The following is a 24,186-nucleotide window of genomic DNA, read 5'->3' as shown; positions in this document are numbered from 1 at the left end:
ATTTGAATAAAATATAGGACAATGGTTGTCACCCCTGCTTACCTTAGTGTCCCCCCTGCTTCGGTGCGGGGTCTAGATTCCCGCCTACGCGGGAATGATGGTATGGACGAGTGAAGCGAAATATGCTTTACTGGTACGGAGTCAGCTGAAAAATAGTTTTCAGCTGCTCCAAATTAAATAATAATTTAATTAATAGGTCCATACCATGATAAATAATAGCATAAAAAATACTATAATAGGAATAGATTTAGCAAAAAATAGTATGCACTTGGTGCAAGTCGATCAAAATGGCAAAAAAATAGGTTATCAAAAAGTTACAAGAGATGAGTTAATAGCCTATTTAAGCAATCTCGATAAAAGTTCATTGGTAGCTATGGAAGCATGTGGAGGAGCTAATTATTGGTCACAGGAAATTGCTAAGCTTGGTTTGCAAGTCAAACTAATGAAAACAAAAGATGTAAAAGTTTATGCTACATCGAAACAGAAAAATGATTATAACGATGCGTTAGCAATATGCAAAGCGGCTCGTGATCCAGAATTAAAAACTATGCTGCCAAAAAGCAAAGAGGAACAAGATATAAAATTTTTGCATAAAATTAGAAGTAATACGATCAGAGATCGTGTGCAAAAAACTAATTCTACAATATCAAGTTTATGTGAATATGGCTATAATACAAAATTAAGTAAAAATAAATTTTGCAAATCATGTAGGCTGGAGGTAGAGTTAGCGTATAGTAAAGGTTATATAAATTCTGGGATACGGTCAATTTTACTTTTAGAATGTAAAGAAATTGAGGATTTATGTGACAAAGAGAAAACTTTAGAAAAGCTGATTATCAGCAATAATAAGCAAAGTGAGAAAGCTACTAGGTTGCAGACAATTTTTGGCATTGGAGCAATCAATGCTAGTTGTTTGAGTGTAGCCCCAATGGAAAGTTATCCAACCCCGAGGGATTTTGCTGCTTCGCTTGGTTTGGTACCAAAGCAACATAGCTCAGGAGGTAAGATAGTTTTAGGAGGGATTACCAAACAGGGAGATAGATATGCCAGAACTATGTTGATTCAAGCCGCAAGGACAATAGCAATAAGAGCAAAAAGTGGTAAGGAATCGAAAGATAAACTAGTGCGTGCAGTGGGCAGTGAAGAAATTTGCTGAAAATAAATCATATAATATTATATGTGTTGGTTTAGCAAATAAGTTAGCAAGGATTGCTTATGCAGTAGTCACCAATGGTAGCGAATATGTTGCAAATTAGTTTAGTTGAGAAAAAAGAAGAAACTATGTCAACTAAATAAAAATTGGTAATTGATAAATATTGCGAGTAAAGAATAGTAACAATAAAGAGAACGAAAGTTAAAGAGTTAATGAATAAGTATTCTGAATAAAATCCGTAATTATGTCGAGGCTCTAGAAGCCGTGGGAATGAGAGGTCACTCAAGGATATTTATAAGAATGCAGAAACCATTATGGCACTCGATGCCGAATATATGACCGCTTCCTTTGTGGCTCTATTTTTTTATTTTCTTTGTTGACAAATTCACTCGTCCATATATGACAAATTTTGCGTTTAAAGATAGCTCTGCAAAAAACTTGATTATCGAGTAAAATAGCTCTGAGCCATGACGCTTAGCAGTCAGATTTTTTACTCATCATAAGGAAATAAATAAAAAATTGTAGGGTACTATGATAGAAAATACCTGAATAAAAATAATAAAAATATTTTTCATAAAATACTTAGTGCATATCATAATTAGTATATACTAAAATTATCTAAGGATAAGAGTATAGTCAATTCAGGAGGATGGGGGGCTAGGAATCTGCCTACGATAACTAATTAAACATAAGTGGTAAAAAATGAAAAAGTTATTATTTCTAATCTTTTTGTGTTCTACTATTGCTATAGCAAGTGAACCTAACTATTATCCTAATAGGCTTAATTGCTGTAAGATTACTAAGAGTACAATAAATGATTATGAACCGCTAGAGTTTCAATCATCCAATAACTTACTTAGAAGCACAGGTCAACAATCGGTCTATCGTGGTACAAAAATTATAGTGAAGGGTATATTGTTAGACCAGCATTGCGTTCCAGTATCAGATGCAAAAATATATTTATGGCAGGTTGGAAGTGATGGGAAATATCCCTATATACCACTTCGTACTCGTATCAATAAAAAAATGCTAAATCTTGGAAGTCAATCAAGTTTTACCGGCTCTGGTACGGCTACTACCAATAATAAAGGGGAATTCTATTTTGTTACTATATACCCTAGTAAAATTGGTCGTGAAACTGCTAATGTAAACATTAGAGTTGAGCATTTGGATCTTGGACAATTACAGACTAAGTTATATTTATCTAACTCAATGGTTGATTTAGATAATTGCGGAGAAGTTAGCCATGTTCTGACTAGTGTTCATAGTGGCATCAAAACTTATGAGTTTAAGGTTGTGATGCCAGGACGAACATTCAAAAGATATTAACGGTTGGATTATTTACATCCGCAGCAATCTTCTACAATGGGCTTTTCTAATGGTGGATTTTCTAATGGCTTTTTTAGTCCACAAGAAGTTAAAATTAAGCAGATTAATAATATTAGAGGTAAAAAAATATTGTTTTTCATGATAATTAATAAATTAGTTGACAATAATTCTATTGTTTATAGGTATATTAAAAAATATAGTAAACTGTTTTTTTTGATTGTAGCATACTTATTGTGCATCACTAATAGTTTTGCATTAGATTATAGCAAGTCAGGCGTTAAAATGCTTGATTCATCTCCCGTTCCAGATACGGTATTTTTTTTCGATGATAAAGGTGAAAAATATTCTCTTGATAATTTTGAAGGAAAAACGATATTATTGGTATTCTGGGCAACATGGTGTGCATCTTGTGTTAAGGAAATGCCAGATTTAGATATATTGCAAAAAGATTTTAGAAAGCTACCATTCGCTATAATTCCTGTATCACAAGACTACCAAGGCATAGAGGTTATACAAAAATATTATAAAAATTATGATATAAGATATTTACCAATCTATCATGATTTTATGAATCAATTATTTAAAGCTCTTTCAATAGTTGGTATACCAACTGCTGTTCTAATTAGCCCAGATGGAAAAATGTTAGTAAGTTTTGTTGGTATTATTAATTGGTACGATACAGAAATTCGGAATATTATTTTGTCAAATATCCCTGGGAATCATCCAGAACCCAAGAATAGTTACCGTGAACAAACGATTAATCAACCGATTAATAAACAGTTAGCACCTAAAGAACAGAAAGATAAAAAACTAGAAGTACAACAAAACATAAAGGAAGATCATAATGCTTCTGAAGAACCAAAAAAGGAGTAACCAATGCGTAAAGCACATAATAAAAATTCAATTGCTGACACGAAATTTGAACAGGTAATTGCTAAACGTCAAGTAGGTAAGTTAGAACAATTATTTTCCTTGTTACCTATAATAGGTTCTGGGGCATCGAAGCCAGTGGTTGCGGTTCTTCGCCTTAGTGGAGTTATCGGTAAAGTAAGCTCAATAAAATCGGGGATAACTATTGAGTCACTACATGAGTTAATTGACAAGGCTTTTCAAATCAAAAATCTTGAGGCCCTATGTTTAAGTATAAATTCTCCAGGTGGTTCACCTGTGCAATCTGAGCTGATTAGTAAACGTATAAGGTTGTTAGCTCAGGAAAAGAAAATACCCATTTATAGTTTTGTAGAAGATGTAGCAGCATCTGGTGGATATTGGCTTGCCTGCATTGGCGATCAAATATATGCGTCTAGGAGTTCAATTATTGGTAGTATAGGAGTTATTTCGGCTAGTTTTGGTTTTCCTGCTGCTATCGATAAACTTGGTATAGAAAGGAGAGTTTATGCAGAAGGTAAGAATAAATCTATCCTTGATCCATTCCAACCAGTACAAAAGGAAGATATTAAAATTATTAAGCATCTACAAAAACAGATTCATCAACATTTTATAGATTATGTTAAAGAACGTCGAGTCGGTAAGTTAACTCAAGAAGATGATATTTTATTTAATGGAGAATTCTGGTCTGGACAAACTGCTGTTGATTTTGGTTTAATTGATGGTATAGATGATATGTATAGTTTTATAAAAAAGAAATACGGGGATGTCACTATTAAATATGTAGCTAATAAACAATCATGGATTAAGAGAAAGCTTGGTATGGTCAGGCATGATTTCGTGCAAGAATTTTCTGATAGCTTGATTGAATCGATAGATAATAAAATTACCTATGATAGATTTAATATTCGGTAATATATAGTCAATTCAGGAGAATTTGGGGCTAGGAGCGATGCCTATAAGTAATAGGCGAGCGACAAGCGACGACGCCACCAACTTCTCATCAATTGACTATAACTAACCCTACAATTTTTATGCTATACTTTAGTTGCTCGTGAAATTATATAGAATAAACAATAAACCATCGTATTTATTACAGTAATTATTGGGGTAATTGGTACATCAAGGTATAATGATGCTGTTAAACCAAGGAAATTTACAATTAAAGCTACGATAACTGAATTGATAATCATTTGAGCAGGGTTACTAGAAATCATCCTAGCCGTCATGGTTGGAATCAGCAAAATACTAGTGACAAGTAGTGCTCCAACAATTTTAATAGTCGAGAATACTGATAAAGATAAAAGTAACAAAAATGCCAATTCAATGGTTCTTACTTTTATCCCTTTAATTTGAGCAATATCTCTATTAATCACAATTAGAATAATCTGACGGTAGAAATAGCAAATGAAAAAAACAACTAACAGAAATATGATTGATAAAATTAATATATCATTTAAGGAGCTAGATAAAATATCGCCAAATAATAGGCTAGTAATCTTAATCTGTAGTGGATACATATAACTTATTACCAAAGCCAAAGATAACATAAAATTTGATACCAAGATTACCACATTACTGCCACCTGATCTATTTTTTAAGGTAAATACTAAGATAGCAAAGATAATAGCGACAATTAATCCCGAATAAACAACAGGCAAATGGATTAGAAGACTAATACTCCCAGCCAGTAAACTAGCATGCGACAAACCATCACCAAAATAAATATATTTTTTCCATAAACTTAGACAACCAAGAGGGGCAAAAATTAAACTGATTAGAATTATAGTTAATATTATTAGAGTCATTTATACGATTTTTAACAAATAAATTGAGAATAGCATTTAGTGCTTAATTATTTTTATGGTTATATATAGCCAATTCAGGAGAACTTGGGGCTAGGAGCGACGAGTGACAACGTCCCCAACTTCTCATCAATTAACTATACTTATATTATTCTCATTTGCCATCAGTTGATTTACCATCGCTATCGTTAGAATTGTCAGGAGAGTCATAAGGATTGCGGTAAGGGAGCATTTCTGGTACAGTTCCATCTTTAGGCAATAACTTCTTTAATCCGTCTTCTAAAGCTTTCTCACCGGTTTCTTCTCTAACCTCATATTTTGGTGGATCTCCTAAACATTTCCAAAAATTGGTTAAACTTTCAAAGTTGGGACCTAATTTTGGAGTACAGTGTTGAGCAATTGATTTTGACGTATCAAGAATTTCAGTGGTAGCAGTTGTTATATAGCTGATAAGTCCAATTTGTTCGAGTCCTTTAGCTACCCAAAATAATATTACCAGAGAAGCAACAGCTATCATAACGTACCATTTGGCTATGATAGTCCACAAAAACATTCCCATAGGGTTAGCTGCTATTAGTCTTCTTAAAGCTTGCCACATATATATAATTACCGAAAAATAGTTAAAAAATCTACGAATAGAAATTACATGAATTGTAAAAAAATAACAATTTTTTTATTAGTGCAAGGGTCAGTATAGTGTATAATTAAAATTAAATGTTGTAAATATTCTTAATTAGATAGGATGAGAGATAAAATATTATTGGTACAAGGAGCATATTGATACCAATCATAACAAAAATTAGATTGATATTATCAAAATTTTGTAAAACAAGACCGCTAAGTATGATGTTGGGTATTAGTAGCGGCATGATTAATATTGCTAACAGATTAGTATTTGACCTAAAATAGCTTTGAACAGCTCCAATTAAAACTAATAGGCTACTGGACAAAATTAATAATAGAGTTAGATTGATCAAAAGATAGCTTACTATTAGCATGTCAAGATCGAAGATAATATAAATTATTGGCATATTTAATAAAGCACTGGTGAGGGAACTAAAAATTATGGTAATTAATTTAGCGGCAATAATTTCACTCTCATTGAAGCTAGATAATAGTAACTCTAAACTTCCGTCCTCAACATCTTGCTGAAATATTAGACTAGAAAAGCCAATTAGAGCTATCGGTAAAACAATTACTGAAAAAATAATTCCAAATTTTTTAATATCTGTTTGGTCATTAATTAAAGCAGTACTGAAAATACAAAATAAAAAGAATATAAATAGATATTTACTAAGATTATTAATACGATTTTGAATTAAATATTCCCATTTGATCAGTTGTATTAGTTTATGCATATAACTATAGTAGAATTGATTGAATTAAGAGTGGTCTTGGCTCTGTCTGTGTATGTTTTCTAATGGAGCTATTATTCTGGTTAATTATAACAAACATAATAATGACTGCAACTTAAGACTTTGGAAAAATTTTTAAATATATAGTCAATTGATGAAAAGTTGGGGACGTTGTCACTCGTCGCTCCTAGCCTCAAATTTTCCTGAATTGACTATATAACAAATAATGGAGATATAACTATGCTCAATAATACAGGTGATGATTTGTCAAAGGATAATAATTTTTTCTTGAGTCAATGGGGCTATTTTACTAAAGGGCTTGGGAGCGTCGTGGTAGTAGGAATGGGATTACTTTTTTGTTTAGGCATACATAAGGTGCTAAAATGTATGATGCCGGATCGTTATTTTAATACTGGACTAGTGTTAAGAACAAGCTCTTTTGCCGCCACTTAGAATTAAATTGGAAAATCTTTAATCCTTTTTTCATACTCAGATTGGCAATCTCCGAGTGATAATTTTGAATACATCTCCAATGATTGACGACTCTCATGTCCTGAATATGGCTGAATTAATGCGTCATCTACGCCTTTTTTCTTCATCCAAGTAAAAAGAAAATGTCTTAATGTATGAGGAGATATTGAATGCTCAATACCCGCTTCTTTTGTATAGTTCATTAATATTTTTCTAATGCCTCGATCAGAATATGCCATCTTCAAACTTGATTCAAATAAATATTTTGAATCATTTCTTTTCATATTTTCTAGATGAACAGCTAATATTTCCTTAAAACTATCAGGAAACGGAACTATTCTGTCCTTCTTTCCCTTACCTTGCACAACTTTTATCTGACAATTATCTAAATCTATGTCAGATATTTTTATATTTACTAACTCAGAAACTCTCACCCCGGTATAAAGCAATGTTTTAATCATTACTATATGCTTCATATTTCTAGATTTCCATACCGTGTTGTAATATTTATTTATTTCCTCTTCCGTAGGCACATACGGCAACTTCCTTTCCTTACCACTCTTTACTTCTACATCAAGATTTTTTCTTATATGCCTGAATAATTCTCTTAAGTAATTATAATCAGGCTTTTCTTTTTTCAGATGTTTGCAAAAATATTTAGCTTTTTCTCTAACTGGCGTACGTTCTAATATCATAATAAGCAATTAAATAGTTATCCCGATTAACAAGCGTTTATTAAAATCTAACGGAAAAAGACCATAAGGATTTATATGACCTGAGAATAACGGTGTTAATGCTCTATAGTCTTCAGGCATAAACCTGTTCTGCCAATGTGGCTGTGATAATATTTGTTGAATAATCAAGGTATTGATATAAACCATACATACCTGCAACAGATGTAAACATAATACCGATAATTCCTGATCTTCAATATTGTTCGTTGCAATGTGACCTAGTTTACCGTAAAAAATAAAATCCATTACATTATTAAGGCGTTCAACAATATTTAGTCCTTCATTAACTTCAATACGTAATTCTTCCGAGGATAAATATTTACACAAAAATATGGTTTTATTGGCTTTGCCTAGTTCTACCAGTGCCTTATATACCGGATGAGCGTAATTATTATTACTAAATCTTTTGATTAATACGGATGGTGTAACTATTCCTAGTTTTAGGGCAACCATATGTTTGACAGTCTCATCGTAATTATCTTCTAATAACTCCCAATTTATACTTCCCTTTAGGATCTCTGAAATATTTTTATATTTATTTCTATCTCTAGAATCAACGTAATACAATTTTTGCTTATTGATTGCCTTTAGTCTCGGGCATAAGGAGAAATCTAGTAAATAACTCACGGCAAAACCTATTACACTTTGTCCATGGGTATCGACAAATACACGATTCATGTCCATGTCCGTATCATGGTCAATAATGCCTTTTATCATGCTACCTACCTCTGATGAGGTGCAATCCTTTAACTGCGAGTAAATACATAATGATTTCTTGTCAACATGCCAATAAATCATTACTCCTTTCTTACCATAACGAAAATGCCATTCGCTCATTAGATTTTGATCCCAAGCAAACAGATGAGTTGAGTCACAGGCCACTGTTGTAGTAGCCTCTCCCCAAACATCAGGATTTCGTGTTTTTAAAACGTTATTAACCATTGTACGAATAGCATTTCTAATGTTTGTAGCATTAATATGGCGTTTTTTTACATAACGTAAATCACTATAATTAACATTATCATTAGCAATGCTGATTCTTTTTAATCCGGTGTTGCTACCAATGCCAAATATACATAGTAATAGTCTTCTTTGTAGATCAGAACTATTGATATTGCTGCTTTTACCAACAGTTTCAAGTTCCTTAGTAAAATTGATTCTTAGATCGCACTCTTTTAAAATATCAATTAAGTGTATACTTGACCACTTATTATTGATTTCTTGCTGTAACTTAATAATATTATCAGGTTCATCCTGTGAGTCTAAGGGAGTAAGCTTTATATTGTTACCAACTTTACTTTGTTGGATCTTTACAAACTGATTATTAGGAATATTTGCATTTAATGCATCTAAGCTGTTAGTAAGTGAAGTCTTTAATTTTTCTACGAACTCCTCGAATTTTAGCGGTAACCCAAGTAACTCATAATATGATTCTCGTTTCTCAATAAAGTCCTTCGGTAAGTCCTTATTCGGATCTCTATAACGGTAACTTTTATTAACCCAAATAGCTTTAAAACCAAGAAGTTCTTTAATCTGTTCTAATATGGCTAGTTCATAATTATATTTATTTATTCGCAATTGACCTTTTTCTATTTTAAAGATCATGCTATACCAGTTCTGTGGGATAGCTCTATTGATTGGTGGGATATTAATATAGTAAGCTAAATCTGATTCATTCCAGTATTGGTTGATAAAACGAATTGCCTTTAAGATAGGTTGATAATCAATATGATCTTCAGAAATTTGTAATATTCTTATTATCGCAAGTAGACTACCTCTATTGCCATAAGCATAGGTGGTATGCATTTTTTCTCGCACCTGAGCCTGATACCACTTACTACCACGATGTTGTAGATCTTCAATTACTTCTTCCAGCTTCTCCTGAGGCACTACCGGATAAACTTTGTCCTCAATAATGCTTTTAGGATTTTTTGCATTTAGTATAGCCAACTTTTCTAGAATATCAAACTTTCCGTCAACACGCTTAACTTCCTGAAGAATATGACGGTCTACATGCTTCTCTGCTCCGGCTCGCATCTTTTTAATTAGTTTAATCATGGTATCTATTAAGGCATCCAACAATAGCTCCAGTCTTACACTACAGAATATTGCCATGGTGGCATATTTTATAGTCGGGGCAAAATCTAGAATATTGCTAGGTGCAAAAACCATCACACGTTCATAATATTTTAATAATAATTTTCTGTCTACTGACTCTATTATGCAGTCAGATAATTTGATTTGACCTAGTAAATTGATTTTATTTATGGCACATTGAATATTCTTAATTTTAGCTCCAGAGATATCTTTTTTAAGTTCTGATAATTCTATAATGTTATTATCCTCATCACTATTTTTACTAAGAATGCGATCTATTAAAAGAAGATTTCCTTGACTTAAATTATCAAATATTTTTCTAAAAAATTGTTGTTCAAATTTTTGTTTAGCTAACGAAATGTAATTTTCTAATTGTTTGGTATTAACAATTTCTATTCTATCTTTGATGAAATATGTACGTATTTGTTCAAGTAGCACTGAATCTGAGAAATGACGCGGTATCAAGTCATCTACAAGATAATTCATTATTAATGTAATATCCTTGGCATTTGCTACACGATATCCTAAATACTGTCTGATATCCTGACGATACCTTTCTCCAGTACGTGTATCCCAGTCAAATGTAATAATTTGTGTTGGATCAATATCTAAATGTTTGGCAACCTGTAACAATAATTGCATCGAAACTGTGTTAGCTTTATTAGAGGGAAATTGTATGTATTTTTTGAAATACACTAACATTATTGCAAAAGTTAACTGATTTGATTGACCTTTCTTTTTCTTGCATAAATTTAAATCCTCTAATGATAAATTATATTGCATTTTTATCTGTTCCTAGAAATCACAGTGTCGGTATTGATTTACTCGATTTTATTCATATTACAATTATTTTGCAATATATTTTTTGCTCTAACAATAAAAAAGTGTAAACATTATTTTTTTAGGAACTGTAAGTGGCGGCAAAAGAGCTTGTTCTTAACACTGGTCCTACTAACAGCTTTTTTCCACAAAAAACATATAAAGGTAGAAAGCAATTATGACGATAATATCCATGATAAAACTTCCCCTCTTGATTGCCATAAATTTCATCATCAGTGGCATCAAAATCAAGTATTAATTGTTTCGGCACGGTTTTATGAGATTCGACAAACTTGTCAATCATCACCTTATGAGCTTTAAGAGCAAATCCACGATCTGCTTTATTTTCTAAACGGCATAAAGTAGAGCTACTAGCCATATCGTCCAGTGTGTCTATACTTGTTTGCAAAGCTGGACATTTTCTTAAATTATCGTGATCATTTAAATCTTCATAACCAAGAGCAATACCATAAATACGCTGTTTGAGCATTGTTAAAATAGTATGAGTAATTTTATCAGAATCTCGCTTATCAGGAAAAATCTTAGCCAGTTCATTAGTTAGACCAAGTCTTTTATCTGCTTCTCTTAGCAATAATACACCTCCATCGCTACTAATATTACCTCCTGTGAAATTTATTTCTATTTGACGATTTTTTACTTTCGATTGGTAAATTAATCCTGTACAATTTGTCATGGCAAAACCCTCTATGTAATCTTCTTTTAACACTGATATTATATAGTATTACAAGGGTTTTGTCTCTATTCTTTCATGCAATATTCAGGTTAAGAGGAGAACAGGTGATCAAATCATAAACTTGTAAGTCTATTTTGATTGGTAAATTACTGTCATTAAGTAGCGTAAATATACGATCCATAGTTTTCTCATCAAGTGAGCCATAAATTACTAGGTCAATATCGGAGTTCAATGGCATTCGGTTAAGCTTTTACTCCTCTTAAATTGCGATAGGTTGACCATTTATCAGCAGGCTTATGAGAGATACGAGGGTAATGTCTGTTCGGTCGTATCTTCTGTCTAATTCGAGAAATTGAACTCGTTATTTTAGGTAACCACTCTCCTAACAACTCCCAACCTTCAAGTATTACATTTTCTAAATATCTCGCCACTATTAATAAACAATTTTTAAAATTAATGTTTAACATCGTAATAGGATTAAATATATTGTTAGAATCAAATGCGTTTTTAGCATCAGATTCATTTTTTTCATAAGGTGGTAACAAATTCTTAGCTTCAAATTCAAAAAATCGAGCCAAATTGATTAATAACAAATGGGCGTATAATTCTTGTTTAACACCTCGAGCTGTCTTGCCATGAAAATCTTCTATACTAACAAACAGTTTTGATATTTTATAAAGTTCTTCAATGCCCCAACGCCCATGATATAGATCAGCAAAACAAGTTTTAGGATAAGTGTCACCAATTAATGTTGTAGCATAAACATATGTTTCCTCACCAATCATATGTTTAATCAACCGTAAAGTTAAAGGTTTAACATCTAAATTAATGCCTTTTTTCTTTAAATCGCGTATTACTGTTACTGAAGGGCTATATTCGATTATAACATCATCTTGATTACTTTGCCAAAAATCTAAGACCTTACTATTGGCATCACCAGCTTGTAAACGAAAAATGCCGTGTATACCCTGTTCTACTACTTTATATAATACTAAATAACTAAAATAACCTCTATCAAAAATTATAATATCTTGAACCGTTAATTGTTTGATGTGTTCAAGTACACATAATCTTTCGTTCATGTGAGTAACAAAACTAAAATCATATATAATTCTTTCTTGAAGATTATACAGGCAGCTCATGAGACCTTGGGGATAATAACGTCCTCGTTCCTTATTATATAAGGGATATCCCTCATTTATTAATTCTCTAGGCACATTGATACGTGAACCATCTACAGCAAATAACCTATGCCCTTTCCAAGTAGGAAGATCTTGATTCTTTTGCCAATGGTTTAGCAGTGCTTGGTTTAATTCCTTAAAAATATCTTCAGGTAGTTTTTGTCTTGCTTCACAAAGTGATGAAGCAGCAACTGAGCTTGTTTGGGGTAATGAAATGCCTTTTTCAGAGCATACCTCCCAAAACTGGACTAACATACTACCATAACCTTGCTTATTCTTACTTTGTACCAACTTTAATATAAATGTTACTAATAATTGTGTACTCAATACACGTTTTCTCTTTTGCCATACAGTATCAAATTTCTCGCTTATTTGCTTGAATATATCTTTTACTTCAGACCAAAAAGTTATAGATTTCTCCATTTGCATTTTAACACCCCTTTGCTAATTACTTATCTAGGGCTTATTCTATCACAAGTTATTATCACCATTCTATCATTTCTTAACCGAATGCCATTGGACGGTAAAGACCAGTAGCACGTGAACCAAATAAACCAACACGATCGATTTTCTCTGAGAAGGGCAACAAAATGCTACGCAGTGTATTTAATTGTTTTGCACTTAATCCATGGTTAGACATGTTTACCTTCTATATTCTGCTGCAAGTTCCAACATTTTTAGATTCATGTTCTCTAATTCAGGATAATAATTTTCTTCAATATCTATAATAATCTTCTCAAATTTTTTGAAGTCATAAGTATGTGACATTTTATTACGAGAATCTAGAGCATCCATCCATATTTCACCATTCTTGATTAAGTTAGCAGCTATTGATGCTTTAATTACAGCAGCTGGGGTAATGGTTTCTAGTACAACACCTTTATATTCCAGATAATCTTTAAGTACTTTCCATGTCAATTCCCATGTATACTCGAAACGTTGAATAATTCCTTCTTGTTCTAACTGGCTTACCTTAGGTTCTCGCATTATATATATAGCCTCACGTAATAAAGCAAAAGCACGTTTAAAATTATCAAAACGATATAACCAACGAGGTTTTTCTAAGTTACTAAGTATAGTCATATTAACTCTGCATCTAATATAGTCAATTGAGGAGAAGTTGGGGACGTTGTTGCTCAATGCTCGCCTATTACTTATAGGCGTCGCTCCACATAGGCGTCAGTTTAAGAAAATAAAGTAGAAAAGTCGTCTATTAGCGAGCCACCGTAGGTGGCGTGGCAATCCATTTCTAATCACTTTTCTGGATTGCTTCGTGACCTTACGGTCTCCTCGCAATGACGGTTTCTCAATTATTGTTTTCTTAAACGCTTATGCGTCGCTCCATCGCTTCTAGTCCCAAATTCTCCTGAATTGACTATAGCATTTTCCTAATTTAGTGCCTTAAGAATTTATTGTATGATAATTATTCTAATTCTTCAAATCATTTGAGTATAATTCAAGTAATTGATGCTTATTAAGCGTAAAATCACTTGCAATCCAAGACTTTTTTAATTTACCTATCACTGTGCCAATGTCTTTACCATGAATATTTATTTTATGCAAGTCATGTCCGTTGATAGGAAATATTGGTCGTGGTTTGGATTTGTATCTATCTAGAAATTTATTTGCTGTAGCTCTGTTTAATTTGCCTAATGATAGCAAGATATTTATACATTGTAGATAATCTGCAGGATAATCTACAGTTTCCCACCAAATTTCTCGTAATGTAAATTCGTTGATTTCTTGATTAATAAACCTATATATAGTAATGATTTTGCTTGCTTGTTGCCGAGAAAATTTTAAATTTAATAAATCACTTAGTGATAAGTTCTTTATGTGGTAGAATAAAAGTGAATATCTAGCGTAAGGCTCTAAAGAGCCGCAATTAATTGCTTCCATCAAAGGTTTTTTATCAAACTTACTAACTGGTAATATTATTTGCAATATGCCATTATCAAACATTTGTTGCAAAATATTAGGACTATTATCTGAGATAATCAATTTGTCCATTTCCCATTTTACCCGTTCTTTTGATAATAATTTGAGATTTTCTCGCAATTTAATACAAGCATCTAACCCATTAAGGTCTAATTGTCTTGCATAATAGCAGGAAAAACGGAAAAAACGTAAGATACGTAAAAAATCTTCCTGAATTCGTGCAAATACCTGTCCGATAAATATTACTTTTGATTGTTGTAAATCGTCTATTCCACCAAAATAATCATAAATTTTATGCTCAAATGGACAATAACTTAGTGCATTAATAGTAAAATCTCTTCTAGCAGCATCCTCCATAAAATCGTCAGTAAAAACAACTTCCGTGTGCCGACCATCACATTTCATGTCTTTTCTAAGTGTAGTAATCTCAAATGTTTCATTATTTAATAAAGCTGTAACTGTACCGTATTTTATGCCAGTTGGGATAACCTTAATGTTGGCTGCTGATAAAATATCTGTTACTTGCTGCGGTAATAAATTGGTTGCTATATCAATATCATAATTGACAACATTAAGGATAGCATCACGAACAGCTCCCCCGACAACCCTTGCCACTCCACCACCTAGTCTAATTATTGACAAAATTTCTTTGTAATAATTGGATTGAATAGATAATTCTCTTGTTATAATATTCATTATAGCTCCACTATTGTCATTCTTAGCAATGGCGAGAATCTAGACCCCTGCTTATGCAGGGGTGACACCTGACTTTTTGTTATGGATTGCTTCGGAGGCTTACGCCTCCTCGCAATGACTTTATCTGTCATTGCGAGACCACGCAAGTAGGTCGTGGCAATCCATTTCGGATCCATTTTTGGATTGCTTCATCGTTCTAAAGTATCTCCCCGCAATGATGCCAATTTAATTCCCTACTAAACTACTAGCAAACGCAGCCGGGTCAAACGGTTTTAGGTCGTCTACCTTCTCTCCTATCCCTAAAAAACATACTGGTAAGGCGAATTTTTGTACTACACCAACCACTACACCAGCTTTTGCCGTACCATCTAATTTAGTAACTATCAGACTTGTTATATTAGCAATAGCGGTAAATTGCTCGACTTGGTTATAGATATTTTGTCCAGTAGTTGCATCAATTACTAATATACTATGGTGGGGAGCTGTATCATCAATTTTCTTAATAACCCTAACAATTTTGGCAAGTTCTTCCATCAAATTCTTCTTGTTATGTAACCTACCAGCTGTATCAATAAATAATATATCCACATCATTTTTTATGGAAGACTGCATAGCAAGATAAGCAACACTAGCAGGTTCAGCTGATTCTTCGCCGGTGATAAACATTGAACCACTTTTATCAGCCCAGCTATATAATTGGTTAACAGCGGCGGCTCTAAATGTATCACAAGCGGCAATTGCTACTTTCTTACCTTGTTTACGATAAATACTAGCCAGTTTACCTATTGTGGTAGTTTTTCCTGAACCATTAACGCCACAGACTAATATGACATTAAGCTTTTTATCGTGTAATTCAAAATTTTTACTAGCCTTGATCAATAATTGCCCGATAATGTCGGCAAGCTGCTCTTTGATTACCAAGCTACTTACTTCTTTATCAAATTTGATAGCTCTTAGTTTATTGACCAGTTCTATTGCCACAGAAGCAGTTATATCTGCCGATATTAACAACTCCTCTAATTCACTTAAAGTTTGCTCATCTAGTTTTTTTTTATAAAATATTTGGTCAATGCCTGAAGATATTTTATTGGAACTATTGACTAATACCTGTTTTAATTTAGTAAATATAGAGGTCATTTTATTGCCGCTCTTTTAAGTCTGTCATTAATTGCAACACCGATACCAATTTCTGGTATAGAGGCAACGGCAATTGCTAATCCATTTAATTCTGCATAATTATCCAATATTCTAAGACTGGCAAATAAGTTGCTAGCAGCGATAATTAAGTCTCCAGTTAAACTTAAATTAAGCGAAAAATTGCCCTCTAGCTTACTATTAGCAAAATTAAGACCTACCTCATTAGCTTCCAAACTCTCTGCATTCAGTCTCATTTTTACTTTTGGCGAGTAATGTTTATTCATCATCCCTGGGGCTTTAATTTGCATAAATGACGTTGAAACCTTAGTGTCATCCCTGAACCCCTTTATGTTATCCATGGGTTCCTTTATGTCATTCCCATTCCCACAATCCTTTGTGTCATTCCCGCGTAGGCGGGAATCTAGACCCCGTACCGAAGTAGGATGACAACTATGCATGAATGACATTGAGGGGCATATTTTCTTACCAAGAACCTTCTCTAACGCTTCCAATGTAATAAAACCGTCTCGCAAAATAGTTAAGTTATTAGTAGTACTATCTACTATGGTTGATTCTATACCATATTGACACTTATAATCACTCGAATTATCTTCTAAAATAAAAACATCTTTCTCACCTGAAAAATGCTCTTTTACATGATCTAAAGTAGTAGCACTAATGTAACCTGATGGGTTAGCACTAGGTGCCGCTATCGATGTGCCAGATTTTCTTATTAGCTCCAAAGCAATATTATGCGATGGTATACGGAGTGCAACCGTTGTTAGTCCAGCTAATAATGATTTAGCGATATTGGCTTCACTTTTTAATGGCACAACAATCGATAAAGGTCCAGGCCAAAATACTTCACTTAATTTAAGAGCATCTGCATTAAATTCCCCGATAGTTTTAGCTTGGCTCATGGTTGCCACGTGAACAATCAGAGGGTTTATGCTTGGACGCTTTTTTACCTTAAAAATTTTCTGACAAGCTTGCTCATTACTAGCATCTGCTCCAAGTCCGTATACTGTTTCTGTGGGAAAGGCTACTATATTACCAGATTTAATAAATTTGGCAGCCTGATCTAATAGACTTGCTACATAACTCAATTTATAGTCAATTGATGAGAAGTTGGGGGCGTTGTCACTCGTCGCTCGCCTATTACCTATAGGCGTCGCTCCATCGCTCCTAGCCCCAAATTCTCCTGAATTGACTATAGTTGGTAATTTTGTCGTCAACATTTATCTCCTTTCCCTAATTGCCTAACTTAAAGGTCATTGCGAGCGAACGTACGTGAGCGTGGCAATCCATGAAGCTTATCATATGGATTGCTTCGTCGCCACCAAAGTGGCTTCTCGCAATGACGATTGAACCAAAAAACGACTCCTCATCATAAAGCACTAAATTTTGCTAATTTATTAAATAATTGTCTAACCATTTTTAATAACAATAAACGATTATTAGCAATTATACGATCTTCATTTTTAACCATCAAATTATCAAAAAAATCGTTGATAGGTTTCAACATTTCCAGTAGTCCTCTCAATGCTTTAGTAAAATCCTTTTCGGCAATGGATATGTCTATTTGCTTAGAAACGTTTTCCAACGATAAAAATAATTGTTGCTCATATTGTGAAATAAAAGCCTCCTGATTAACATCTCCTGCTATATTATTACCTTCTAATATATTATTTGCTCTTTTGTAAATAGTTAATAAATTCTCACCCTCAGATCCAGCTAGAAACTTTTGTAAAGCACTAAGCTTTATTTCGCTAATCATTAAATCTCCTTCAATATCAAAATCAAGCACTGCATTAATTAACGATAGATCATAATGATTTTTGAAATAATATTTGGCTCGCTCTTCTAAAAACTCTAAAACTATCTGACTACTTTTATTATCACTAACCTGATTAGTATTTACCCATAACAAATTGGCGTCATTGTGAGGAGGCGTAAGCTGACGAAGCAATCCATTCCTGGTCATTTTTTTGGGTTGCTTCGTCGCTACTAAAGTAGCTTCTCGCAATGACGTTTGTGAATTGTTAGTGGCTATACACGTTATGTTTTCTTCAGAGTATAGCTGAATTACATACGCAACTAATTGCTTAATATTAATAGTTAGTTTATTAGCTAAAATTGTCCTAATAATACCTAATGCTTGTCGTCTAAGTGAGTAAGGATCTCTTGAGCCACTTGGTTCTTCTCCTATTAATATCAAACCTACTAAACTATCCAATTTATCGGCAATAGCCAATATTGCAGTATCCCCCATTGGTAAACTATCCGATGGACCTTGTGGTTTATAATGGTCTCTTATTGCCAAGGCAATCTGATCATTTAGCCCTTCAGATTTGGCGTAATAATATCCCATAATACCTTGCAGTTCGGGGAATTCTCCTACCATTTCAGTTGTTAGGTCGCTTTTACAAAGTCTAGCTGCTACTTGCAAATCCTGACTTCCTGACATTAGACTTCCTGGATAAGTCAATCTAGTTGGTGATTTTGTCGTCGAAACTCGCCTTCGTTCCTCACGTACGTCTATGTACGCTGCGGTACTCGGCTTCGTTTCTCCTAAAAATCCATCAACTATCTCTGACTTATCCAGGAAGTCTATTATATAATTACAAATATTAGCGATTCTCTCCGTTTTTTGTCTTATACTACCAATCTTTGCGTGGAAAGTTATCTGCTCAAGTTTTAATAATCTAGACTCTAAGCTATTAGACAAATCCTGCTGATAAAAGTATAAAGCATCAGATAATCTAGCAGCCAATACTTTCTCGTTACCACTTACTGTAATATTTTGATCATGTCGCATATTGCTAACAAAAAGAAAATAAGGGGCGAAATTACCAGCCTGGTCAAAAGTACTAAAATATTTCTGATGGGTACGCATTGAGCTAACTAGTACTTCACTAGGTAACGTTAAAAATATCTCAGGTATTTTACCGACCATAACTACTGGCAATTCTACTAGCCCTGTTACTTCTTCTAATAATTTCTCATCATCTTTTATTACTAAATTAAGTGGCTTGGTTATTTCTGATAGCTGATTTTTTATTATCTCCTTGCGTTCTTGTTGATCAATAATGACATTACTTTCCCGCAGCTTGTTCTGGTATTCAGAAAAACTGTCTATAACAATCGGTTCAGGACTAAGAAATCTATGCCCAAAAGTAATATTATTTGCCGTCAAATGCCCATATTTAATTGCTAGTATTTCACCATCAAATATACATAAAATATTCCTAAGCGGTCTAATCCAACTTATATCATAATTCCCCCAATACATAGATTTTGACCAAATATACTTACTAATTGCTTTAGGAATTATCTCTTGCAATAATATTCGTATATCGGTTTCTGCGGTACTCTTTACTATTATATAATATAATTGCCCTTGCACTAATAGTGTAGATAATTTATTTTGCTCAATATTATTTGTTCGACAAAATCCTTCTATAGCTTGTTGTGTTGCCGAAACTTTTGGCCCTCTTATGATAATTTCTTTTGGTGGTATAAATTTCGGTAATTTTGTAATATATATAGCAATACGCCTAGGTCCAATAAATACCTGAACATCAGCAACTATCTCACCTTCCTGCAAAATTGTCGTAAATATGGTTTTATAAGCTTCTGCCGCATTTTTTTGCATCAAAGCTGGTATCTCTTCGCTAAAAAGCTCTAATAATAACTCACTCATATAATTCTTCTTTATCTTCTAATTCTAACCATTTATGACAGCATATTTTTGCCAAGTTACGTATCCTGAGTATGTAAGAAGCTCTCTCTGTTACGCTAATTACTCCCCGAGCATTTAACAGGTTAAAAAGATGGCTAGCTTTAATACAATAATCATAGGCTGGTAACGGTAAATCTGCGGCAATTAATTCATTACATTGTTTTTCACTATCAATAAAATGCTGAGATAATATTGCTGTGTCAGCTAATTCTAGATTAAACTTAGAAAATTGCTTTTCAGCAGCAAAATCTACTTCACCATAGGTTAAAGCTTTTTCTCCAACCTGACCATTCCAGTCAATATTTTTAACTTCATTGATACCTTGTATATAAAGTGCCAGACGCTCTAAACCATAGGTAATCTCACCAGCCACTGGGCGACAATCAATACCACCAATTTGTTGCATATAAGTAAATTGCGATACTTCCATACCATCACACCATACTTCCCAACCAAGTCCGGCAGCTCCAAGGCTAGGAGACTCCCAATCATCTTCAACAAACCTAATATCATGTTTTTGCAAATCTATACCAAGACATTCAAGGCTTTTTAAATATAGTTGTTGTATATCGTCAGGAGATGGTTTTAGTATAACCTGAAATTGATAATAATGCTGCATTCTATTAGGATGCATGGCATATCTACTATCATGAGGACGCCGAGAAGGTTGAACAAAAGATACAAACCAAGGTTTTTTACCAAGAGTCCGTAATACAGTGGCAGGGTGAAAAGTGCCAGCTCCAACGTGAGCATCATATGGTTGTAAAATTGCACAGCCATAATCCTGCCAATAATTTTGTAAGGTCATGATAATTTGTTGAAATGATAATTTTTGCATGTTGGTAATTTTGTTTGTTCTTTCAAAAAAATAATATAGCTAATCAGGTTACTATTAGTTCGTCATTGCTAGGAACCGCTTTGCGGCGACGAAGCAATCCAGAAAAGTGATTAGAAACGGATTGCTTCGTCGCTACTAAAGTAGCTCCTCGCAATGACGAACTAATACTAATCAGGTTAGCTATATTAAATCTTACTCCACGTTCCCATTGGACTCTGTTTATAACAATCAATTATCGGTGTTGCAATAGTTAGTTCATTTATTGTTTTAATTATTAAACTTAAATTATCTAAAGCATCGTATATTATAATTACTCTCTGAAAATGTGCAAAATTTTTGTTATTAAGAGTTTCTTGTATATCAAATGGGGCAATAATTATTAGGATGGTAGCCTGATTAGGATTCTCTAACTGATGAGTAATATAGACTGGTTGCTTCTCTGGTAATGGATCAAGTTTACTACCATGCGGAATAAACTGTTTTCTAGAATAAGTCCATATCATCTTATTTAGTGATTCTTGTACTTCAATATCTGGAACTAAAACCACAATTCTCAAATTGCTATGGTAAGATTTTTCTACTAAAAGACAGCTTGTCTTATATACTAATCCTTCAGTAGCGTGATAAAAACTAAATTGTTGCATGATTTTTCTCTTTTAAGTATAAATGTATCTCATTTAAAATATAACTAACCTCAGTTTGATGTAAGAGGAAGGTTGAGATTGTTTAATTTTCCAAAAGCTACAGAAATTTTATTAGGCTTAAAAACATAGGCAAGCAGTCCAGCTAATACGTTAGTTTGAAAATTCATAACAGATCTGTGCCTTGTATGGTCTATATGACAAAGGTTTTTTAGTTGATCGTTAATGGTTTCAATAATATACCTTTTATTTAAAAACCGCTTTTTAATAGGATCTATTATTCTTTCTTTCATATTACTTTTAATTTTTGTTATTAGTTCTAAACCTTGATTAGCAAGGGATTGAGTGAGTTTTTTACTGATATACCCACGATCACCAAAAAGCCAGCCTTGTAATTTATCTACTAAATTTTCCACCACTGCTCTATCATCAACATTTCCTGGAGTTAAAGAAAAACTCATAATCTCTCCGCAACTGTTAATGACAATATGTAGCTTACAACCAAAGAACCACCCAGTGGAAGTCTTACCTCTTTTTGCTATGTCTTTGAATACTTTATGTCTATTAATTCTTAAATTATGGCAAGCAGGAAGTTTAGTAGTAAGGTGGTCCCCTTTGTCTAGACAAAAATTTAGATAAATAGAGATATAATTCACAAAAATTAAATTGTTGTTTTTATACAATATTTTTTTCAAAATATACACATTCTGGAGTTTTATAATCCAAAGCTTGATGCATCCTTTGTCTATTATAAAAGTCCATATATTCGTTAATTGCTGTCTTTGCCTCCTTTACTGTTGTTAAAATAATCCGATAAATTTTTTCCTGTTTTAATGATCGCCAAAAACGTTCAATAAAAATATTATCTAAGGCTCGTCCCTTACCATCCATACTAATCAAGATATTATGTAGCTTTAGCATACTAATAAAATTCTCCGAGGTAAATTGTACTCCTTGATCAGTATTAAATATTTTTGGCATACCATATTTTTCTATAGCGTCTTCAAGGGCTGTTACACAAAATTCACTTTCCAAACTAATGGAGATTCGCCAACTTAGAATATAACGACTATACCAGTCAATAATAGCTACTAAATATACGAACCCTTGGCTCAGTCTTATATACGTTATATCTGCACTCCAAACCTGGTTTGGCAATACTATTTCTAATCCTTTTAGTAAATAAGGATATATTTTATGCACTTGATTCCTCTTGCTTAAATTTATTTTAGGATAAACAGCTTCAAGACCCATTATCTTGTAGTAACGTCTAACAGCTTTACGACCTACCGAAAAACCTTGGGCTTGTAAATATTTAGCCATCCGCCGCATACCATAATATGGATGCATAGTATAGGTCTCATCAATTATTGCCATAATCTTGATATCTTGTTCACTAATACCAGTAGGTTGATAGTAATAGGTTGACCTGCTAATATCCAATAACTTACACTGTTGTACAATTGTTAACTTATTATGATTAGGCTCTATCATATTACACCTAACCTTTAATTCCAAACAATGCAGATTTTTTTTTGAGCCAGTCACACTCAACGCTTAACTGACCAATTTGCTCATATAGATTCTTGATTAACCCCTGCTGATTTGGATCAGCACTCTGTGTTTTATTCTTAAAACCTTGTACTAACAACTCAAGACCTTGTTTTTTCCAGTTACTTATCTGTGTTGCATGAACACCATACTTACTGGTTATCTGGGCTATTGTTAGCTCTCCCTTAATTGCTTCTATGACAATTTTGGCTTTCTCCTCAGCACTATATTGCCTTACTTGTTTTTTCATCTCTAGCTCTCCTTGTTTGCTAAAGAATTCTATCTCATTTTTCTTATTTTTCTGTCCAAAATATTGGAACCATTATACAAGTTTTGGAAATTCCTTTCTATAACTTTGACATAGGCAGCATAAATAAAAATCTTTAAAGGTACGGTAGTGACTCAAGTGAAACATTACTATAACCTGAGTTTGACGTAAGCACCAAACATAATGCTAAGCATTATGTTTGGTGCTTACGTCAAACTCAGGTTAAATTAAATTCGGGAATTGGTGTTATTTAATAAATGTCAATCAAGGCAAGGCTTATGAATTTAACCTTGAAGTTGGCGAATTAAAACAAGAGCATACCGTTATTCAAAATAAACTCAATAGATTGATGGATTTCTTAGCAGATGGCACCTTAACTAGAGAAGAATTTTTGCATAAGAAAGCTCAATTAAAGGAAAGACAATATGAATTAATTGAATTAATTAAGAGTTATGACAAAGTAGATGATAAGCTCTCTAAGAAGCTTGCAGACCTTATAAGTATTAGCACAAACGCCTATGAAACTTTTAAAGGTTCGACAATTGTTGAAAAAAGGGAATTTTTAAATTTTATATTTTCGAACCTAACACTCGAGGGCTGTAAGCTGCATTACGTTCTGGCTTTTCCATTCACAAAATTGCAAAAAGTAGCAAATTGTGCCGAATGGCTGGGGCGGATGGATTCGAACCACCGATGACGATACCAAAAACCGTTGCCTTACCACTTGGCTACGCCCCATTACTCTAAGATAGCTTATAGCAACAAACAATTATCTAGTCAAATAATTTATAACTTGTGAGGCATTCACTTGTAAGAAAAATTTTGTACGCCTTATTTATTGTCTCCATT

The 24,186-nt window shown here is 33.2% G+C and carries 23 protein-coding genes, 1 tRNA gene and 2 pseudogenes; 7 read left to right on the top strand and 19 right to left on the bottom strand.

Features of this window, described 5'->3' with window-relative positions:
• Nucleotides 1-205: 205 nt before the first annotated feature.
• From NBW66_RS06895 to NBW66_RS06880, 5 genes are all read left to right on the top strand, one after another.
• Nucleotides 206-1,156 (top strand): IS110 family RNA-guided transposase, encoded by a 951-nt coding sequence (locus NBW66_RS06895; RefSeq protein WP_250312073.1) that lies wholly within the window; start codon nt 206-208, stop codon nt 1,154-1,156.
• On the top strand, nt 1,128-1,256 hold the full coding sequence (locus tag NBW66_RS14535; RefSeq protein ID WP_284346674.1) for a hypothetical protein: 129 nt from the start codon (nt 1,128-1,130) through the stop codon (nt 1,254-1,256). Before NBW66_RS06895 ends, NBW66_RS14535 begins: the two co-directional genes overlap by 29 nt.
• 599 nt (nt 1,257-1,855) lie before the next feature.
• The gene (locus tag NBW66_RS06890; protein ID WP_250312111.1) at nt 1,856-2,482 is read left to right on the top strand and encodes a dioxygenase family protein; all 627 of its coding nucleotides are present in this window, start codon (nt 1,856-1,858) and stop codon (nt 2,480-2,482) included.
• Nucleotides 2,483-2,620: 138 nt separating this feature from the next.
• Nucleotides 2,621-3,355 (top strand): TlpA disulfide reductase family protein, encoded by a 735-nt coding sequence (locus NBW66_RS06885; RefSeq protein ID WP_250312153.1) that lies wholly within the window; start codon nt 2,621-2,623, stop codon nt 3,353-3,355.
• A 3-nt stretch (nt 3,356-3,358) separates the two neighbouring features.
• Nucleotides 3,359-4,285: a S49 family peptidase gene (locus NBW66_RS06880; protein ID WP_250312110.1), complete on the top strand. Its 927-nt coding sequence runs from the start codon at nt 3,359-3,361 to the stop codon at nt 4,283-4,285.
• Nucleotides 4,286-4,407: 122 nt separating this feature from the next.
• On the opposite strand, the gene NBW66_RS06875 is transcribed toward NBW66_RS06880, so the two are convergent.
• From NBW66_RS06875 to NBW66_RS06865, 3 genes are all read right to left on the bottom strand, one after another.
• Nucleotides 4,408-5,178 carry a metal ABC transporter permease gene (locus tag NBW66_RS06875; RefSeq protein WP_250312109.1) on the bottom strand — a complete coding sequence of 257 codons (771 nt, stop codon included), beginning with the start codon at nt 5,176-5,178 and terminating at the stop codon, nt 4,408-4,410.
• Nucleotides 5,179-5,329: 151 nt separating this feature from the next.
• Nucleotides 5,330-5,773 (bottom strand): DUF2670 domain-containing protein, encoded by a 444-nt coding sequence (locus NBW66_RS06870; protein ID WP_250312108.1) that lies wholly within the window; start codon nt 5,771-5,773, stop codon nt 5,330-5,332.
• A gap of 112 nt (nt 5,774-5,885) precedes the next feature.
• Nucleotides 5,886-6,533 carry a heme exporter protein CcmB gene (locus NBW66_RS06865; protein ID WP_250312107.1) on the bottom strand — a complete coding sequence of 216 codons (648 nt, stop codon included), beginning with the start codon at nt 6,531-6,533 and terminating at the stop codon, nt 5,886-5,888.
• A gap of 237 nt (nt 6,534-6,770) precedes the next feature.
• Between NBW66_RS06865 and NBW66_RS06860 the strand changes: the two genes are divergently transcribed.
• Nucleotides 6,771-6,983 carry a hypothetical protein gene (locus NBW66_RS06860; protein WP_250312106.1) on the top strand — a complete coding sequence of 71 codons (213 nt, stop codon included), beginning with the start codon at nt 6,771-6,773 and terminating at the stop codon, nt 6,981-6,983.
• A gap of 2 nt (nt 6,984-6,985) precedes the next feature.
• Here NBW66_RS06860 and NBW66_RS06855 read toward each other — a convergent pair whose 3' ends face one another.
• The 15 genes and pseudogenes from NBW66_RS06855 to NBW66_RS15260 form a co-directional block, all read right to left on the bottom strand.
• Complete coding sequence (locus NBW66_RS06855) at nt 6,986-7,696, bottom strand: tyrosine-type recombinase/integrase (RefSeq protein WP_250310731.1); 711 nt, start codon at nt 7,694-7,696, stop codon at nt 6,986-6,988.
• A gap of 9 nt (nt 7,697-7,705) precedes the next feature.
• Nucleotides 7,706-10,615 carry a Tn3 family transposase gene (locus tag NBW66_RS06850; protein ID WP_250310841.1) on the bottom strand — a complete coding sequence of 970 codons (2,910 nt, stop codon included), beginning with the start codon at nt 10,613-10,615 and terminating at the stop codon, nt 7,706-7,708.
• Nucleotides 10,616-10,733: 118 nt separating this feature from the next.
• Nucleotides 10,734-11,378: a transposase gene (locus NBW66_RS06845; protein WP_250312105.1), complete on the bottom strand. Its 645-nt coding sequence runs from the start codon at nt 11,376-11,378 to the stop codon at nt 10,734-10,736.
• A 209-nt stretch (nt 11,379-11,587) separates the two neighbouring features.
• The gene (locus NBW66_RS06840) at nt 11,588-12,949 is read right to left on the bottom strand and encodes an IS4 family transposase (RefSeq protein ID WP_250312104.1); all 1,362 of its coding nucleotides are present in this window, start codon (nt 12,947-12,949) and stop codon (nt 11,588-11,590) included.
• 219 nt (nt 12,950-13,168) lie between these two features.
• Nucleotides 13,169-13,609, bottom strand: a complete 441-nt coding sequence (locus tag NBW66_RS06835) for a nucleotidyltransferase substrate binding protein (protein WP_250312103.1) — start codon at nt 13,607-13,609, stop codon at nt 13,169-13,171.
• A gap of 345 nt (nt 13,610-13,954) precedes the next feature.
• Nucleotides 13,955-15,160 carry a CCA tRNA nucleotidyltransferase gene (locus NBW66_RS06830; RefSeq protein ID WP_250312102.1) on the bottom strand — a complete coding sequence of 402 codons (1,206 nt, stop codon included), beginning with the start codon at nt 15,158-15,160 and terminating at the stop codon, nt 13,955-13,957.
• 225 nt (nt 15,161-15,385) lie between these two features.
• Entirely contained in the window at nt 15,386-16,297 is a 912-nt protein-coding gene (gene ftsY, locus NBW66_RS06825; protein WP_250312101.1) for a signal recognition particle-docking protein FtsY, read from the bottom strand.
• Nucleotides 16,294-17,403 (bottom strand): L-threonylcarbamoyladenylate synthase, encoded by a 1,110-nt coding sequence (locus NBW66_RS06820; RefSeq protein ID WP_410525827.1) that lies wholly within the window; start codon nt 17,401-17,403, stop codon nt 16,294-16,296. Before NBW66_RS06820 ends, ftsY begins: the two co-directional genes overlap by 4 nt.
• A 281-nt stretch (nt 17,404-17,684) precedes the next feature.
• Nucleotides 17,685-20,000 carry a glycine--tRNA ligase subunit beta gene (glyS, locus tag NBW66_RS06815; protein WP_284346739.1) on the bottom strand — a complete coding sequence of 772 codons (2,316 nt, stop codon included), beginning with the start codon at nt 19,998-20,000 and terminating at the stop codon, nt 17,685-17,687.
• Nucleotides 19,993-20,877 carry a glycine--tRNA ligase subunit alpha gene (locus NBW66_RS06810; protein WP_250312099.1) on the bottom strand — a complete coding sequence of 295 codons (885 nt, stop codon included), beginning with the start codon at nt 20,875-20,877 and terminating at the stop codon, nt 19,993-19,995. The genes glyS and NBW66_RS06810 overlap by 8 nt, the downstream gene beginning before the upstream one ends.
• A gap of 185 nt (nt 20,878-21,062) precedes the next feature.
• Nucleotides 21,063-21,521 (bottom strand): DNA polymerase III subunit chi, encoded by a 459-nt coding sequence (locus tag NBW66_RS06805; RefSeq protein ID WP_250312098.1) that lies wholly within the window; start codon nt 21,519-21,521, stop codon nt 21,063-21,065.
• Nucleotides 21,522-21,571: 50 nt separating this feature from the next.
• Nucleotides 21,572-22,120: pseudogene (locus NBW66_RS06800) on the bottom strand (IS982 family transposase); the annotation flags it as partial.
• 73 nt (nt 22,121-22,193) lie between these two features.
• Nucleotides 22,194-23,012 carry an IS3 family transposase gene (locus NBW66_RS06795; RefSeq protein WP_250310686.1) on the bottom strand — a complete coding sequence of 273 codons (819 nt, stop codon included), beginning with the start codon at nt 23,010-23,012 and terminating at the stop codon, nt 22,194-22,196.
• A 7-nt stretch (nt 23,013-23,019) separates the two neighbouring features.
• Nucleotides 23,020-23,319 (bottom strand): transposase, encoded by a 300-nt coding sequence (locus NBW66_RS06790; protein ID WP_094649795.1) that lies wholly within the window; start codon nt 23,317-23,319, stop codon nt 23,020-23,022.
• A 75-nt stretch (nt 23,320-23,394) separates the two neighbouring features.
• Nucleotides 23,395-23,493 (bottom strand): annotated as a pseudogene (locus tag NBW66_RS15260) (IS982 family transposase); the annotation flags it as partial.
• Nucleotides 23,494-23,686: 193 nt separating this feature from the next.
• On the opposite strand from NBW66_RS15260, the gene NBW66_RS06785 reads away from it, so the two are divergent.
• The gene (locus NBW66_RS06785) at nt 23,687-24,034 is read left to right on the top strand and encodes a hypothetical protein (RefSeq protein ID WP_250312096.1); all 348 of its coding nucleotides are present in this window, start codon (nt 23,687-23,689) and stop codon (nt 24,032-24,034) included.
• Here the strand turns inward: NBW66_RS06785 and NBW66_RS06780 are convergent.
• Nucleotides 24,002-24,075 (bottom strand) — tRNA-Gln (locus NBW66_RS06780). The genes NBW66_RS06785 and NBW66_RS06780 overlap by 33 nt on opposite strands.
• Nucleotides 24,076-24,186 lie beyond the last annotated feature (111 nt).

The organism is Rickettsia endosymbiont of Oedothorax gibbosus, assembly GCF_936269705.1.
Classification (GTDB): domain Bacteria; phylum Pseudomonadota; class Alphaproteobacteria; order Rickettsiales; family Rickettsiaceae; genus Tisiphia.
This window is presented reverse-complemented; position numbering and strand designations above follow the sequence as displayed.